Source organism: Sinorhizobium americanum, assembly GCF_001651855.1.
GTDB lineage: Bacteria > Pseudomonadota > Alphaproteobacteria > Rhizobiales > Rhizobiaceae > Sinorhizobium > Sinorhizobium americanum.
Genome location: NZ_LNQC01000049.1, coordinates 308760 through 325239, shown reverse-complemented (window position 1 = coordinate 325239; position 16480 = coordinate 308760). Strand labels below are relative to the sequence as shown.

The window sequence follows — 16480 nt, the reverse complement described above, 5'->3', positions numbered from 1 at the left end:
TACGCGCATCTTTGTTCTTTATTTGTTCCAGCCGGTGTGCAATGCTCGTTCCGGGATATCCGACGAGGTCGCAAATGGACGACAAGCGCGCATTGTTTCGGAAGTTGCACGAGGGCCCCGAAGCCTTCATCATTCCCAATCCCTGGGACATCGGCACCGCCAGAATCCTGGCGGCCATGGGTTTCCCAGCTCTTGCCACGACCAGCGCCGGCATGGCGTTCTCGCTCGGCTTGCCAGAGGGTTCCGCCTCGCGCGAACAGACGCTTGCCCATTGCGGGGCGATCGTCGATGCGACGCCACTGCCGGTTTCGGCCGATCTCGAAAAAGGCTTCGGAGACGATCCCAAGAGTGCTGCGGAGACCGTCGCGGCGGCGGCCGGCATCGGCTTGGCCGGCTGTTCCCTCGAAGACCACACGGGAGATCGGAGCCGTCCGATCTTCGACTTCGCTCTGGCGGTCGAGCGGATCGAGGCGGCCGCCGAGGCCTCTCGGTCCCTTCCTCACGATTTCGTTCTGACGGCTCGGTGCGAGAATTTCCTCTGGGGACGCGCCGATCTCGACGACACGATCAGGCGGCTGCAAGCTTTCGAGCGGGCCGGGGCCGATGTGCTCTACGCGCCCGGCCTGGCCGACCTCAATTCGATCCGAGCTGTGTGCGATGCCCTCACGAAGCCGGTCAACGTCGTGATGGGCATGCCGGGAGCGACGTTCAGCCTGGCGGATCTGGCCGAGGCCGGAGCGAAGCGCATCAGTGTCGGTTCCGCCCTGGCGCGCCTTGCTTACGGTGCAATGGTGGACGCTGCGCGGGAGATGCGGTCGCAGGGCACGTTCCGGTTCTCGGAGAAAGCCATGGGCTTTGCGGAACTGGAGAATTATTTCCGCACCTTATCATAGACGAGATCAGCCTCTCGCGGGTGGAAGTTCGCCCTGACCACCAGCTAGCAGCGCCACAGTCTGCTGTCGGATCGCCCCGCCGGCACCTGAAAGGTGCTCTCGCGCGAACATGCAAGCGCAGCGTCGCTGGCAGTAAGGAACAATCTTACTCGGCAAAGAGATCGGGACCAAAAACCTCGTAATGGATGCGCGCTTCGGAAATCCCGAGCTGCAGGAGCTTGTCATGCTGCAGGCGCATGAAGGGAATCGGGCCGCAGATGTAATAATCCGCGTCGTCGAGGAGAATGCTGTCCTTGATCTTCTCGAGGTCGACGAGCCCCGGATGGTCGTAGTCCCGGCCCTCGACGTCATTCGGCAGAGGCTCGTTGTAGAAGATGAAAAGCCTGAAGTCCGGATAGGTCTTGGCAGCCTCCTTCAGCCGGTCGCGCATCGCGTGCACCGCGCTGTTGCGTGCACCGTGCACGAAGACGACTTGCCGCGGCGGCGTCTGGAGCGCTCTCTTCAGCATGCTGATCATTGGCGTCAGCCCGACTCCACCGCTGATCAGAACGATGGGTGTCGTCGCTGCAGCGTCGATATAGAAGTTTCCATAGGGTGGGGCGAGCCTGACTTCGTCGCCGACATTGATCTGGTCGTGGAGCAGCGACGAGAGGTAGCCCGGTGTCCCCGCCTTCCCGCCGTCCTCGCGTTTCACGGAAATGCGATAGGAGCGCCCGTTCGGCGAGTCCGACAGGCTGTACTGGCGGATCTGCTGGTGTCCGAGCCTGGGCACGTGCAGGGCAACGCTGGTATACTGGCCCGGTTCGAAATCCGCCACCGGCCCACCATTCGCGGGCTCGAGCACGAAAGAGGTGATGACGTCGCTTTCCGGGTTCTTCTCCCGGACGATGAAACTGCGCCAACCGTTCCAGCCGCCCGGGCGCTCCGCCGAGCGCTCGTAGAGCGCGCTCTCCATCCCGGCCAGAAGATCGGCGAGGTTCCCATAGGCCTGCGCCCAGGCGGAGATGACCTCATCGGTGGCGGCTTCTCCCAGGACCTCCTTGATCGAGGCGAGCAGATGCTCGCCGACGACAGGATATTGCTCTGGCCGCACGCCGAGGCTGGCGTGCTTGTGGGCGATGTCCTTCAACACCGCCGTAAGACTTGCCGGATCTTCGATATTTGCGGCATAGGCATAGACGGCACGCGCAAGCGCCTGCTGTTGCTCGCCGCGTTCCTGATGCGCCATGTTGAAGACGCTCTTCAGTTCGGGGTGGGCCTGGAACATCCGCTTGTAGAAATGCTGGATGATGGCATAGCCGTGCTGTGCAAGCACCGGGGCGGTGGCCTTGACGATATCCTTTGTCTTCTGGGTGAGCATTTCGGTTCTCCTTTGGCGTTAAGCGGCTCCTAGGCCTGGCGATCTAACGGCTTCGGTTCGGGCATGGCGAGTGGACCAGATGTCACGCGGTACTGTGCCTTGCCTGCCGCAACGGTGCATCGCGCGTGCGCCGTCACGACCCGCCGGCGCAGTTGGGCAGGCAGGGTCGGCCGAGGTATTTCCGATTGGGCAGGCATTCTGCCCATAAATTCCCCGACCTTTCGGTCCTGCTCAACCACCCCGGGAGGGCTCAAGCGGCAGCGCCGTCGCCGCACCGGGAATCGTGATAACCCAAGGCCGGTGTGATAAACTCGTTCCTCCCGGAAGGAGTGGTCGAGGAGAGGCCATATGAATATTGCAACTTGGCTCAAGAGCTTGGGCCTGGAGCAGTATGTTCCGGCCTTCGACGACAACGCAATTGATGCCGATATCCTACCCCGCCTGACGGCCGATGACTTGAAAGAAATCGGCGTAGGCGCGCTGGGCCACCGCAAGCGCATCCTCGAGGCGATAGCCGAGTTGCAAGGACAGCCTGAGACGGCGTCGAGGAAGCCAGATTCGGTCTCACCAATTCCAATGTCGCCGTCGGTAGAACAGCGCGGCGAACCTGGACGCCCGCGCGAGGCAGAACGGCGGCAACTGACGGTCATGTTTGTGGATCTCGTCGGTTCTACCGCGCTTGCCACGCGGCTTGACCCGGAGGACATGCGCGACCTCCTGAGGCAGTTCCAGAATACCACGGCTGGCGAAGTCCTTCGCTTCGCGGGATACGTCGCGAAACTCATGGGCGACGGCGTGTTGGCCTATTTCGGTTGGCCGCAGGCACACGAAGACGAAGCGGAACGCGCCGTTCGTGCGGCGCTTGCGGTCGTCAGTGCCGTGAATGGTCTGCCCGTCAAGGACGGTCAGCAACTCTCGGTCCGGATCGGAATCGCCACCGGGGTGGTGGTTGTTGGTGACCTCATCGGCATCGGGTCAGCACAGGAGAACGCAGTTGTCGGAGAGACTCCCAATCTTGCCGCGCGCCTCCAGGCAATTGCCGAGCCTGGAACGGTCGTCATTTCCGAGCTTACCTATCGCCTTATCGGAAATATGTTCGAGATAACCAGCATTCGGCCACAGAAGCTAGCAGGGTTCGACACCCCCGTCAGCGCATTCAAAGTGATTGGAGAGGGTGGCGCGGAGAGTCGGTTCGACGCGCTTCATGCAAACGAATCTGCGCCGCTTGCCGGGCGCGACCACGATATCGCCTTGCTGCTCGATCGGTGGCGGCTGGCGGCGTCCGGTGAAGGACAAGTGGTCGAACTGTTCGGCGAGGCCGGTATTGGCAAGTCCCGTATTCTGCAGGAATTGCGGGAGCACATGAAAGACGAGCCACATACGCGACTGCGATACTACTGCTCGCCCTATCACGTGGAAAGCGCCCTCTATCCTGTCGCGGATCAACTGCTCCGAGCTGGAGGCATAAGGCGGACCGACCCTCCCGAGCGTCAGCTTGACTTGCTTGAGCAACTCCTCGCCGGTTCGACCAGGCACTCAAACGACGCCATACCGCTGATCGCGGCATTGCTGTCCATCCCCACCGAGGGGCGCTACCCTAAGGTCGACCTTATGGCGCAGAAGCAAAAGACGCGCACGTTCGAGGTGCTGTTCGAGCAACTAGAGGCCCTTGCACGCAGCCAACCAGTGCTGATGCTGCTTGAAGACGCGCATTTCCTGGATCCGACATCGGCCGAGCTATTTGACCAGATCGCAGGTCGGATTCAGCGACTACCTGTAATGCTGATTGCAACATCGCGACCGGAAGGCGCGGCCCGCTGGAGCGGTCTTCCGCACGCGACGTTCTTGACGCTGAACCGGCTCAGCCGTGCCCAGGCGGCCTCTATCATTGCAGCGATGACCGGCGGCAAACAGCTACCGGCCGAAGTGCTTGATCAGATACTCTCGAAGACCGAAGGCGTTCCGCTGTTCGTGGAAGAATTGACCAAGGTCGTCCTGGAATCGGGCCTGCTTGAAGTACGAGATGGCGAGCTGGTTCTGGCTGGCCCGTTACCGCCGCTCGCGGTTCCCGCGACGTTGCACGACTCGCTGATGGCCCGCCTCGATCGCTTGGATTCCATAAGGGACGTGGCGCAAGTCGGGGCGGTGATCGGACGCGAGTTCACGCACGAGCTGCTGGCGGCAGCAACGGGCCTGCCCGAATTGGAGCTTGAGCGCGCAACGAGCCAGCTAGTAGCAGCCGGCCTTGTTTTCCGCCGCGGCAGTGACAGTCAAGCAAGCTATGCCTTCAAGCATGCGCTGGTCCAGGATGCCGCGTACAGCAGTTTGCTGCACAGCCGTCGTCAGCAGCTGCATGCCCGGATCGCTTTGATACTCGAGGAACGCTTCCCCGAAATCGTCACGACAGAGCCCGAACTGCTTGCGCACCACTTTGGTCAAGCGGGCCTTTTGGACAGGGCTGTCGAGTACAATGAACTCGCTGGTCGCCGGGCGCTTTCACGCTCCGCCTTGGCGGAAGCACGTACGCGTTTCGACAACGCCCTGAGCGGGCTTTCGGCGATACCTCCGTCCGAAGAGCGTTCGCGCCGAGAACTTTCAATCCAACTGGCGCTCGGCAGCACGCATGTTGCGGCGCACGGCTTCGCCGCGCCTCCCACAGCAGATGCCTATGGTCGAGCGCGCCAGCTTTGTGAAGAGCTGGGCGAGACGCGTCTGCTCTTCCCGGTGCTTTACGGACTATGCCTCTACCACCTCTATGCTGCCGAACTGGCGGAAGCACGCAGTGCGGCCAACCGGCTGCTTGAATTGGCGGAACCGAGTAATGATCGCGGACTTTCCTTCTTTGCTCACCGGGCCGCCGGCGTCAGCTCATTGCCTGCCGGTGAGTTCGTCGGCGCCCGGGCACACCTGGAGGAGGCTCTTGCACTTTACAATCCTCGAGAGCACCGATCGCCGGCATTTGTCTACGCCTTTGATCCGCGCGTGGTGTGCCTGGATTATCTCGCCCGCACATTGCTGCCACTCGGCTTTCCCGATCAGGCATTGGCAGCAAACGACGAAGCGCTTGCTGAGGCGCATCGTGTGGGTCATCGCAACAGCCTCGCCCTGCCCCTGTTCTTTGGCGGGGTTATCCGCCAGATTCTCGGCGACCACCAAGGCGTCCAGGAGCGGTGCTCGGAACTGACCCGCATTGCCAGCGAAGCCGGATTCCGCTTCTGGCTTGCCGGCGCCACGATGCTGAACGCTTGGAGCATCGCCGACGCGGGCGATTTCGATCGTGGACGCCGCGAACTCCAACGAGGTCTTGCTGAATGGCGCGATACCGGCGCAGAGTACATGGTTCCCTATTTCATTGCTCTTCAGGCGCAGCTCGAACTGAGAGCGGGCGACCCGGGTGCTGCACTCGTTCTGCTCGAAACAGCCGAGGCAAGGATGGAACGTACCAAAGAGCGTTGGTTTGCGGCCGAGATACTTCGCCTCCACGGGGAGGTGCTGCTGCAACTTGGAGAGGACAAAGCCAGAAATTCCGAGGATCTCTTTGTGGAGGCAATGGCGTCGGCACGGGCACAGCGCGCGCGCTTCTGGGAACTGCGTGCGGCGCTCAGTCTCGTGCGAGCCGGCCTTCCCGCGCCGGGCGCTTGCGAGCGGCTCGCACTGATTTATTCCGGATTTACCGAGGGCCTGACGTTACCTGACCTGCAAGCCGCACATGCGCTCACGGCAACAGCTGAAGGGCTTCGGGCGGCCAACTGATTGATCCGGCCAGGGAGGACGCGATGACACAATCATCTGAAAATATCCGCGGCGAAATTCAGCGGGCAAACGATGAATGGAATTCCGCCTTCAACAGCGGCAATGCTGACGCGGTAGCCGCACTCTATGCGCCGGATGCGGTAGTTTTACCGTCTACGCACGCAGTCATCAGGGGAGCGAGCGCAATCGAAGACTTCTGGAATGGGTTGATCTCGGCTGGAGTGAAGGACCATCGAATCGAGATGGTCGATGCCCAGTCTGGCGGCGACATCGCCTATGCAATAGGGAAGTGGTCGGCCAGTGCTCCCGGCGAAGGCAGTGAAGCGCAGCGCTACGAGGGGACCGTCGTTACGGTCTTCCGACGCCAAGGTGACGGATCCTGGAAGGCTTGTCTCCACACTTGGAATTGAGCCTGCGCCGCGGCTGGGTGGGAGTCCGGACCTGATTTAAGGGCGAAATCGCTGCCGGCCGGCACGCGCGTCCAGTCATGGATGGGCCGCCCCGACCCCCTCCCCGCCCTTCAGATAGCTCACCACTGCGTCGGCGATCATCGTGCGGTGCCGGCCGATCGTCTCCGGCTCGGAGAGGTCGCGGCGGAAGATCGTGCCGAACGTGTAGCGGTTGGAGACGCGGAAAAAGCAGAAGGCGCTGATCAGCATGTGGATGTCGATCGGATCGGCCGTGCGGCTGAAGGTGCCGTCGGCAAGGCCGCGCTGGACGATGGCATCGATGGTCTGGATCACCGAGACGTTCAGCTCGCGGATCGCTTCCGAACGCAGCATGTGGACGGCATGGTGGATGTTCTCGATGCTGACGAGGCGGACGAAATCGGGATTGGCCTCGTCATGGTCGAAGGTGGTGGCGATCAGCGTACGGAGCGCCTGTTCGGGCGGCAGGTTGGCGAGCTCCAGATCGGCCTCCAGCGTGCGGATCTTGCGGTAGGAGCGCTCGAGCACGGCGAGGTAGAGCGCTTCCTTGCTGCCGAAATAGTAATAGATCATCCGCTTCGAGGTGCGGGTCCGCTCGGCGATCTGATCCACCCGGGCGCCGGCCAGCCCGTGGGTTGAAAACTCCTCCGTCGCCACCTCGAGGATGTCTTCCTGTGTTCTCGCCGGATCGTTCTTCCTGCCGTTTACCTGCCGTTCGGCCATCGTCGCGCGCTGCCCCGCTCTTCCACAAGCCCTTGTTCCGTTGACCTTATTGCCCGCTTTTCCAGATCGAGCCGGAGGCCCCTCTCCCATGCAATGCATCTAGACATATTCAGCTTGGCCCTTGCTTTCAATAGCAAGCCACTTGACATCCGAACTAGTTAGTACATTTTTAGAGAGACAGTGCCGGACACGCGGAGGAGCGCGGGGTTCCGGCGGCCGGAACCCTCCGGCACTGGGAGACAAGCTCGCGCAAGCGCGTCCGCCAAGGCTCGCCTGTCGCTCGGGAGGAGCGCATGACCCGCATCATCGATTTCTATTTTTTCGCGCTGAAAGTGACGATCGCCCTGCTGCTGGCCGGCATGGTCGTGCTCGTCTTCGGCAATGTCGTACTGCGTTATGCCTTCAACCAGGGGATCACCGTTTCGGAGGAGCTGTCACGCATCTTCTTCGTCTGGCTGACCTTTCTCGGCGCCGTGGTCGCCATGCGCGAGCATGGCCATTTGGGCGTCGACACGCTCATCAAGCGGCTGCCGCCCTTCGGCGCAAAGGTCGCCGTGCTCATTGGCCATGCCTTGATGCTCTATGCCACCTGGCTAATGATCAGCGGCAGCTGGGCGCAGACGCTGATCAATATTCATGTCGGCGCGCCGGCGACCGGCCTTTCGATGGGCTTCTTCTACGGCGCCGGCCTTGCCTTTGGCATTCCGGCCTTTCTGATCCTCCTTTCCGACGTCTTCGCCATCGCCACGGGCCGGATCGATGTGACGACCGCGGAGCTGGTGCGCGAGAGCGAGGACGAGATGGCGCTCGACGATCTTCCCGAGCCCGCGCTCGGGCCCGCGCCGGCGAAGCATTGAGGAGGCGACGATGACCGTATCCATCTTTATCGGCGCTCTGCTCGGTCCGATGGCACTCGGCGTGCCGATCGCCTTCGCCCTGATCTTGAGCGGCGTGGCCTTGATGCTCTATCTCGGCCTCTTCGACGCGCAGATCGTCGCGCAGAACGTTCTGAACGGCGCCGACAGCTTTCCGCTGATGGCGGTGCCCTTCTTCCTGCTTGCCGGCGAGGTAATGAACACCGGCGGCCTTTCGCGCCGCATCGTCGCGCTGGCGATGGCGATGGTCGGCCATATCCGCGGCGGCCTCGGCTTCGTGGCGATCTTCGCCGCCTGCATACTCTCCAGCCTCTCGGGCTCGGCGGTCGCCGATGCCGCCGCGCTCGGCGCGCTGCTTCTGCCCATGATGCTGAAGAGCGGCCATGACGCGGCCCGCGCCGGCGGGCTGCTGGCGTCGGCCTCGATCATCGGCCCGATCATTCCGCCGTCGATCGGCTTCATTCTCTATGGCGTCGTCGGCGGTGTCTCGATCACCAAGCTGTTCCTCGCCGGCATCTTTCCCGGCCTGATGATCGCCGCCGCGCTTTGCATCACCTGGTTCCTCGTTGCCCGCAAGGAGCAGTTCGAGCTGCCGCCGCGCGAAAGCGGCGCGGTGCGGCTCAAGGCGCTCGGCGACAGCATCTGGGCGCTGATGCTGCCGGTGATCATCATCGTCGGGCTGAAATTCGGCGTCTTCACGCCGACGGAAGCCGGCGTCGTCGCCGCCGTCTATTCGCTCTTCGTCGCCATCGTCGTCTATCGCGAACTGCCGCCGGCCCAGCTCTTCCATGTCTTCGTCTCGGCCGCCAAGATCACCGCCGTCGTCATGTTCCTGGTCGCCTGCGCGGCGGTCTCGGCCTGGCTGATCACCGTCGCCGACGTACCCGGCGCTCTCGCCGCCCTCGTCGAGCCGCTGATGGATAACCAGACGGCGCTGCTCATCGCCATCATGGCGCTGATCGTCGTCGTCGGCACCGCCATGGACATGACGCCGACCATTCTGGTGATGACGCCGGTGCTGATGCCGATCATCAAGCAGGCGGGCATCGACCCGGTCTACTTCGGCGTGCTGTTCATCATCAACAACTCGATCGGCCTGATCACGCCGCCGGTCGGCACCGTCTTGAACGTCATCTGCGGCGTCTCGAAGCTCTCGATGGAAGAACTGATGAAGGGCGTCATGCCCTTCCTGATCGCCGAGCTGATTGTTCTGTTCCTGCTCGTCCTGTTCCCCGAACTGGTGACCGTGCCGGTCTCCTGGTTCGGGCACTGACACTGACTTTCGATTTCAACACGGCCGGTGGGAGTACCGGTCCAACCCTGGGAGGAAAACATGTTGAACAGACTGACCAAACTGGCACTGGGCCTCGCCCTGCCGCTCGCCCTGCTGGCAGCCGGGCCGACCAATGCGGAGATCGGCGAACACACGCTGAAATTCGCCTCGGCCAACAACAAGGGTCACCCGCAGGTGACCGGCATGGAGAAATTCGCCGAGCTGGTGAACGAAAAGAGCGGCGGCAAGATCGAGGTGAAGCTTTTCCCGGGCGGCACGCTCGGCGGCGACGTGCAGACGATCTCGGCGCTGCAGGGCGGCGTGATCGAGATGACGGTGCTGAACGCCGGCATCCTCTCCAACAACATCAAGCAGTTCGGCGCCGTCGACCTGCCCTTCCTCTTCAACAGCGGCGAGGAAGCCGACAAGGTGATGGACGGCCCCTTCGGCGAAAGCCTCACGAAGCTCCTGCCCGATACCGGCCTCGTCGGGCTCGGCTATTGGGAGCTCGGCTTCCGCAACCTCACCAACAACCGCCATCCGGTGACCAAGCTCGAGCACATCAAGGGCCTGAAGATCCGCACCATCCAGTCGCCGATCCCGCTCGAGCTCTTCAACACGCTCGGCGCCAATGCCGTGCCGCTGCCGTACACCGAACTCTATACGGCGCTCGAGACGGGCACCGTCGACGGCCAGGAGAACCCGGCGGCGAACATCCTCAACGCCAAGTTCTACGAAGTGCAGAAGTACATGACGCTGACCCGTCACCAGTACAACCCGCAGATCGTGCTCGTCAGCAAGAAGTTCTGGGACGGGCTGAACGACGAGGAGAAGGCCGTGCTGCAGGCGGCCGCCACCGAGGCGCGCGACTTCCAGCGCAAGGTGTCGCGCGAGAAGGATGCCGAGGCGCTCGCGGAAATCAAGAAGACCGGCATGGAGGTGAGCGAGCTGAGCGCAGAGGAAACGCAGAAGCTGCGCGATGCCGTCAAACCGGTGATCGAGAAGTTCAAGGCCGAGATCGGCGCGGAGACGGTTGAGGGGCTGTTCAAGGAGATCGGCGCCGCACGCGGCCAGTAACAGCCGGGGAACCCTCGGTCCGCCGTTTCAGGCGGCGGACTGGACGACCGGCGCGGGATGGACAACGTGAAAGCGGGAAGCATGACCGAAACGCTTGTAAGACCCTTGAAGGCCGGGCTGATCGGCGCCGGCATCCAGGCTTCGCTGACCCCGGCGATGCACATGGCCGAGGGCGCCGCCCAGGGGCTCAGCTATGCCTATGAGCTGATCGACCTGCAGGCGCTCGGCGCCACGGAAGACGACCTGCCTCGTCTCATCGCCGAGGCGGAAGCCCGCGGCCTTGCCGGCCTCAACATCACCCATCCCTGCAAGCAGGCGGTGATCGCCCATCTCGACGAGCTCGCCCCCGACGCCCGCCGGCTCGGCGCCGTCAACACGGTGGTGCTGAAGGGCGGCCGGCGCTATGGCCACAACACCGACTGGTGGGGCTTTGCCGAGGCCTTCCGGCGCGGCCTGCCCGACGTCGATCTTTCCGCCGCCGTGCAGCTCGGCGCCGGCGGCGCCGGCGTCGCGACGGCCTATGCGGCGCTGTCGCTCGGCCTGCGGCAGCTTACCGTGTTCGACCGCGAGCCGGAGCGGGCCGAAGCACTCGCCGACATGCTCTCGCCGCTCTTCCCCGAGGCGGAGATCGCGGCAGGCACTGATCTCGCCGCGGCGATGACCGAGGCGGCCGGGCTGATCCATGCGACGCCGACCGGCATGGCGAAATATCCGGGGCTGCCGCTCGATGCCGGGCTGCTTGAGCCCCGCCACTGGGTCGCCGAGATCGTCTATTTCCCGCTCGAAACGGCGCTGCTGAAGGAAGCGCGGCGGCGCGGCTGCCGCACGCTCGACGGCGGCGGCATGGCGGTGTTCCAGGCGGTCGGCGCCTTCCGGCTGTTTACCGGGCTCGAACCGGATGCAGGGCGGATGCTCGCGCATTTCCGAGCGATGACGGGGTGAGGGTTTGGTCGGGCGGTTCGGCAATACCTGCCCTGCCGGGTATCTCCACCACAAGGGGGGAGAACGTTCCGCAGCGAACCTCCCGCTTCCTCGACAAGGTAGACCTCCGCTGCCGGCTGAGCAGGTGGTCGAGGGCGGTGCCTCCCCATTCTCACCCCTGGAGCTGCCCGGCACGGCAGAGGGAGTTTCAACAATATCTGTCTCAAATTGAAAGCGAGGACAGGACGATGAAGACCTCGATAGCGACAGTTTCCTTGAGCGGCGATCTCAGCGACAAGCTGCGCGCCATCGCCAAGGCCGGCTTCGACGGCGTCGAGATTTTCGAGAACGACTTTCTCGCCTTCGACGAGAGCCCGCGCGAGGTCGGCCGGATGGTGCGCGACTTCGGCCTGGAGATCAGCCTGTTCCAGCCGTTCCGCGACTTCGAGGGCATGCCGGAACCGCTCAGAACCCGCACCTTCGACCGGGCCGAGCGCAAGTTCGACCTGATGCAGGAGCTCGGCACTGACCTCGTGCTCGTCTGCTCCAACGTCTCGCCGGCAGCCCTCGGCGGCATCGACCGGGCCGCCGCCGACTTCCGCGAGCTCGGCGAGCGCGCCGCGAAACGCGGTTTGCGCGTCGGCTACGAGGCGCTCGCCTGGGGCCGCCACATCCATGATCATCGCGACGCCTGGGAGATCGTCCGGCGTGCCGATCATCCGAATATCGGCCTGATCCTCGACAGCTTCCACACGCTGTCGCGCAAGATCGAGGTCAATTCGATCCGCTCGATCCCGAAAGAAAAGATCTTCATCGTCCAGCTCGCCGATGCTCCGCTGATCGACATGGACCTGCTCTACTGGAGCCGGCACTTCCGCAACATGCCCGGCGAAGGCGACCTGCCGGTGACCGAGTTTACCCGCGCCGTGGCGGCGACCGGCTATGACGGCTATCTGTCGCTGGAAATCTTCAACGACCAGTTCCGCGGCGGCAACGCCAATGCGATCGCCGTCGACGGTTACCGCTCGCTGATCTATCTCGGCGACCAGGTGAAGCGCGCCGAGCCGGATATCCGGCTGCCGGTCCCGGACATGCCGCCGCGTGTCGACGTGAAGGGCGTCGCCTTCGTCGAGTTCGCCGCTTCCGAAGAGGAGGCGGGCGAGCTCGAAGCGCTGATCCGCACATTCGGCTTCCGGAAGGCGGCGCGGCACCGGACGAAACAGGTGCTGGTCTACCGCCAGGGCGCCGTCAACCTGGTGATCAACACCGAGCGCGAGGGCTTTGCCAGCGCCTCCTATCTGGTGCACGGCACCTCGGCCTATGCCTTCGGCCTCCTGGTCGACGATGCGGCCGCGACCGCAGACCGGGCCCGGGCGCTCGGCGCCGAGCCCTTCGAGCAGGCCGTCGGACCGGGCGAGCTCAAGGTCCCGGCGATCCGCGGCGTCGGCGGCGGGCTCATCTATTTCCTCGACGACAAATCCGAGCTCGCAAAAATCTGGGAGATCGAATTCGAGCCGGTGACCGACGATGCCCCGGCGGCGCCGGCCGGCCTCACCGTCATCGACCACGTCGCCCAGACGGTCAAATACGACGAGTTGCTGACCTGGCTACTGTTCTACACATCCTTGCTCGACACCAAGAAGACGCCAATGGTCGACATCATCGACCCGGCCGGGATCGTCCGCAGCCAGGTGGTGGAAAACGACGCCGGCACGCTGCGCCTGACGCTGAACGGCGCCGAAAACCGCAACACGCTCGCCGGCCGCTTCATCGCCGAAACCTTCGGCTCCGGCGTCCAGCACCTCGCCTTCGCCACCGACGACATCTTCGCGACCGCCGCGGCGCTGAGGGCCAACGGCTTCAAGTCCCTGCCGATCTCGCCCAACTACTATGACGACGTCGAGGCCCGCTTCGGCCTCGACGCCGAACTGGTCGAGCGGCTGAAGGCGGAAAACATCCTCTACGACCGCGACGACAGCGGCGAATTTTTCCAGCTCTACAGCCCGACCTATGGCGAAGGCTTCTTCTTCGAGATCATCGAACGGAGGGGTTATCGCGGCTACGGCGCGGCAAATGCGATCTTCCGGATTGCGGCGCTGAGGAAGTATTTGCGGCCGGAGGGGTTGCCGAAGGATTGAGGGAGAAACGCAATGCCTATTTGGATTTGGTCTTTGCGGCCTCTGTCCCCTTTGCGCCACAATCGGGACGACGTTAGACTTGACTTGAGTGAGTGGCCGGTTTGGGGCCGGAAGCGGACTTGCAGCTTCTGGACAAGGGAAGCAAATAGCGGACGTTCAGCGCTAGCTCCCAGATTGCTGTCGGCACGAGCGGTCACGACGTCTGCACATCCATGCCGAGGCACATTGGCAGTGCTGCCGCGGCGAAAGTGAGCGTGTAAACGACCCCAATTGGTACCAACATTGCTGTTACGATTTCGACTGTTCAGCCGGACGCTAAGGAAAGCCGTTGCCAGTCTGATAGCAAGACCATGCCGAGCTCGCGTACGACGTTGACAACCAGCGGGTGTAAGCCCCAAGCCGCGATCAGAGCAGAAAGACCGGTCACGCTTCCCAGCCGTCGCTTTTGATGAGCGCGATCTGGGGGTGCTTTGTTATGTCTTAATCGGTCCCGTTACAGGTGTGGCAATCGATAGTTTATCCTTTCCCACTGTTACTCTATCGCTGCTCTAAACGCCATTTCACGTTTTCCACCCCGAGTAAGGGGCTCGTCAGAACTGGAATGCTGTGTGCCATGCCCCGCACCGCAGGCGCCATCGATGCCTGCGCCAAGACGATTACGTCGACCTTCTGCGCCAGTTCTTCGAGAGCTTGGCGGATTTGCGCGTCATGGGCCTCGACGTCCCCGCCAGCGAGGAGTTGAAACGCGCCCTGAACAAGCACATGGTCGATCGCCACGTCCTTGCCCGACTCGTGTGCCTGGCGCTTCAGCAGACCCACTGTCGGGACCAGCGTCGTGGACAAGGTCGCCAGGACGCCTATGCGGGTTCCATGCTCGACGGCGGCTTTGGCCATGCCTTCGTCAACGCGGAACAGCGGCACAGGGCAAAGCGGCGCAATGGCATCGACTGCCGGTCCGAGAGTCGAGCAGGTGACGACAATCGCATCTGCCCCGGCGTCGACTGCCGACCATATGTAGGTCGCGAGCCTCCGTTTCGTCAGATCGGACAGCGACCCGCGCTCAATGGTATCCCTCAAGAGGCTCTCGTCGAGAATCGCGAACGGCTTCCAGTCGGGCAGATGTTGTTTGGCGAGGCCCTCGAACTCGGAAACAAGACCCGAAACGGTATGGATGAACGCCAGCTTTCTGGCGGGAGCGCTCGTGCTTTGAATTGACATATGATTTTCCATCTAGCTGCTACGAAGATCGCGCTCATCTGCGGCCAAATCGCATCAGATGGCGCCAACTTCAATTTTCGATCTGTCCGCAAAACGCGACAGCCGGAATGGAGTCGGATCGACGCATGGCGCGTCGCCCGCGACCAGATCCGCCGCCAGATGGCCAATGCCAGGGCCAGCGCCGAAGCCGTGTCCGGAACAGCCTGCGGCGGCGAACACGCCTCCGATGCTGTCCACCGGTGAAATCACGGGTATGGCGTCCGGTGTGCAGTCGACGTATCCACCCCAAGAGGACATAATGCCTGCATCGGCAACGGCGGGGAACAGGGCTTTTACCCGCGTCATTATGGTTGCCACCAGCCGCATGTCCGGAGCAGGATCGAGTACGCGGATGCGTTCAAAAGGGGTTGGCCCGTCGAGATGCCAGCGACCGAGTGTTTCTGGACCCTGGAAGAACGAGCGGCCTATGCCGATCTCGATGGCACTGAGTCGCTTGATGAACATCGGCATAAACGGGCGGGCATAGCGGATGCTCTGCGGCGTGAGTTCGAGCGTCGCCCTGCCGCTGACGGCTACCGTGTAGCTGCCATCGATCCGGCGCGTCAGGGCACAGTCAGACGTATAGATTGCCCCGCCAAAATCCGGTGCAGGACCGGTCCGTAAGGCGGTCTGACGGACGCTGGCCTGAGGCATCGAAACCGCATGCATCCGCAGGAAAGCAGAAGCCCAGGCGCCGGCGGCACACAGTACCGCGCTGGTGCGGATAGTGCCGTTCTCAGTGACGACGCCACTCACTTGCCCATTTGTGATGTCCAGGCCGCGTGCCGCGCAGTTCTGATGAATAGTCGCGCCATGCACGCGCGCGCCCTGAGCTATCCGAGGGGCGGCGAGCCAGGGCTCGGCCTTGCCATCGTCTGCCGCATGGACACCGCCCAGCCACTTGCGGCCGCCAGCCGCAGGGACGGCGGCAGTGGCCTCATCGGCCGTAAGCATCCGCGTATTGACGTCGAACCGTCCGGCAACCTCGCGCCACTTGTCCCATTCGGCGAGTTGCTTTTGATCGGCGCTCGCATAGATGAGCCCGCAACGGCGGAAGCCAAGGTCATGCCCGATCTCTTTGGTGAGCTCTTCCCACAGCCGTAGCGCCAGATTGGCAATCGGCAGCTCACGTGCATCGCGGTTCTGCCGACGGCACCAGCCCCAGTTCCGGCTCGACTGTTCGCAGCCGACATACCCCTTTTCGATCAGCGCCACCGACAGGCCGCGCCGCGCCAGAAAGTAGGCCGCGCTGGCGCCGACAATCCCGCCGCCGACTACCACGACGTCCGCTGACTTGGGGAGCGTTTCATCGCTGCTGATGTCGTGGATTAAAGGGGACATAGGGACCTCGGCAAATCAATGAGAGCTAGCAGTATCTTCGACTGGTGCCGCAGAATGCACCGACTGCAGCTGCGTTTTTGGTATTTTGCCCCGAATATCGCCGGCATTCGGCCAGTGACGCGGAAGAGGCGAGGCGAGCCTCGAGACCGAAGCAATGCGACAGCGCTTGCGCCGGTGGACCCGGACGGGAGTGCGTGGTGTTCGAGAATCTCTGGTCTTCAGGGGGAGGCTGCTGAGCGTCGCCTTCTCGCGCTTCGCACCCTGGTGTGGCCTGCAGGATGACAGCTTTCGGGGAATGGCTTAGCTCTGCTGAACGACCGATATGACGGCGCTAAGCGGCAGTTGAAGGCTTTGATCGCAAATGTCTGCATTGGGGCCGCAAGCTGCCGCTTCCCCTCATAACTCCGGGACAGCCGTCCAGCCTCCCGCTACGCCGCGTTG

12 protein-coding genes are annotated in these 16480 nt (G+C 63.1%); 8 read left to right on the top strand and 4 right to left on the bottom strand.

The features are described from left to right. Positions 1–74: 74 nt before the first annotated feature. Complete coding sequence (locus tag ATC00_RS12395) at positions 75–893, top strand: isocitrate lyase/PEP mutase family protein (protein WP_064252978.1); 819 nt, start codon at positions 75–77, stop codon at positions 891–893. A 145-nt stretch (positions 894–1038) separates the two neighbouring features. Here ATC00_RS12395 and hmpA read toward each other — a convergent pair whose 3' ends face one another. Next, complete coding sequence (gene hmpA / locus ATC00_RS12390; RefSeq protein WP_064252977.1) at positions 1039–2253, bottom strand: NO-inducible flavohemoprotein; 1215 nt, start codon at positions 2251–2253, stop codon at positions 1039–1041. 348 nt (positions 2254–2601) lie between these two features. Between hmpA and ATC00_RS12385 the strand changes: the two genes are divergently transcribed. Both ATC00_RS12385 and ATC00_RS12380 read left to right on the top strand, forming a co-directional pair. Beyond that, on the top strand, positions 2602–6006 hold the full coding sequence (locus ATC00_RS12385; RefSeq protein WP_064252976.1) for an adenylate/guanylate cyclase domain-containing protein: 3405 nt from the start codon (positions 2602–2604) through the stop codon (positions 6004–6006). Positions 6007–6029: 23 nt separating this feature from the next. Beyond that, positions 6030–6416 (top strand): YybH family protein, encoded by a 387-nt coding sequence (locus ATC00_RS12380; protein ID WP_037390027.1) that lies wholly within the window; start codon positions 6030–6032, stop codon positions 6414–6416. A gap of 75 nt (positions 6417–6491) precedes the next feature. Here ATC00_RS12380 and ATC00_RS12375 read toward each other — a convergent pair whose 3' ends face one another. Continuing rightward, positions 6492–7157 carry a TetR family transcriptional regulator gene (locus ATC00_RS12375; RefSeq protein ID WP_037390026.1) on the bottom strand — a complete coding sequence of 222 codons (666 nt, stop codon included), beginning with the start codon at positions 7155–7157 and terminating at the stop codon, positions 6492–6494. Positions 7158–7450: 293 nt separating this feature from the next. Between ATC00_RS12375 and ATC00_RS12370 the strand changes: the two genes are divergently transcribed. The 5 genes from ATC00_RS12370 to ATC00_RS12350 all read left to right on the top strand — a co-directional run bounded on the left by ATC00_RS12370 (position 7451) and on the right by ATC00_RS12350 (position 13441). Continuing rightward, positions 7451–8014: a TRAP transporter small permease gene (locus tag ATC00_RS12370; protein WP_064252975.1), complete on the top strand. Its 564-nt coding sequence runs from the start codon at positions 7451–7453 to the stop codon at positions 8012–8014. Between the two features lie 10 nt (positions 8015–8024). Continuing rightward, entirely contained in the window at positions 8025–9305 is a 1281-nt protein-coding gene (locus tag ATC00_RS12365; protein ID WP_064252974.1) for a TRAP transporter large permease subunit, read from the top strand. A 60-nt stretch (positions 9306–9365) separates the two neighbouring features. Beyond that, complete coding sequence (locus ATC00_RS12360; RefSeq protein WP_064252973.1) at positions 9366–10382, top strand: TRAP transporter substrate-binding protein; 1017 nt, start codon at positions 9366–9368, stop codon at positions 10380–10382. Positions 10383–10463: 81 nt separating this feature from the next. Beyond that, positions 10464–11324, top strand: coding sequence for a shikimate dehydrogenase (locus tag ATC00_RS12355; protein ID WP_064253073.1), 861 nt, complete (start codon positions 10464–10466; stop codon positions 11322–11324). Between the two features lie 227 nt (positions 11325–11551). Next, on the top strand, positions 11552–13441 hold the full coding sequence (locus ATC00_RS12350; protein ID WP_064252972.1) for a bifunctional sugar phosphate isomerase/epimerase/4-hydroxyphenylpyruvate dioxygenase family protein: 1890 nt from the start codon (positions 11552–11554) through the stop codon (positions 13439–13441). Between the two features lie 537 nt (positions 13442–13978). On the opposite strand, the gene ATC00_RS12345 is transcribed toward ATC00_RS12350, so the two are convergent. Next, positions 13979–14659, bottom strand: coding sequence for an aspartate/glutamate racemase family protein (locus ATC00_RS12345; protein WP_064252971.1), 681 nt, complete (start codon positions 14657–14659; stop codon positions 13979–13981). Positions 14660–14713: 54 nt separating this feature from the next. Next, positions 14714–16039, bottom strand: a complete 1326-nt coding sequence (locus ATC00_RS12340; protein WP_064252970.1) for an NAD(P)/FAD-dependent oxidoreductase — start codon at positions 16037–16039, stop codon at positions 14714–14716. Positions 16040–16480: the final 441 nt, after the last annotated feature.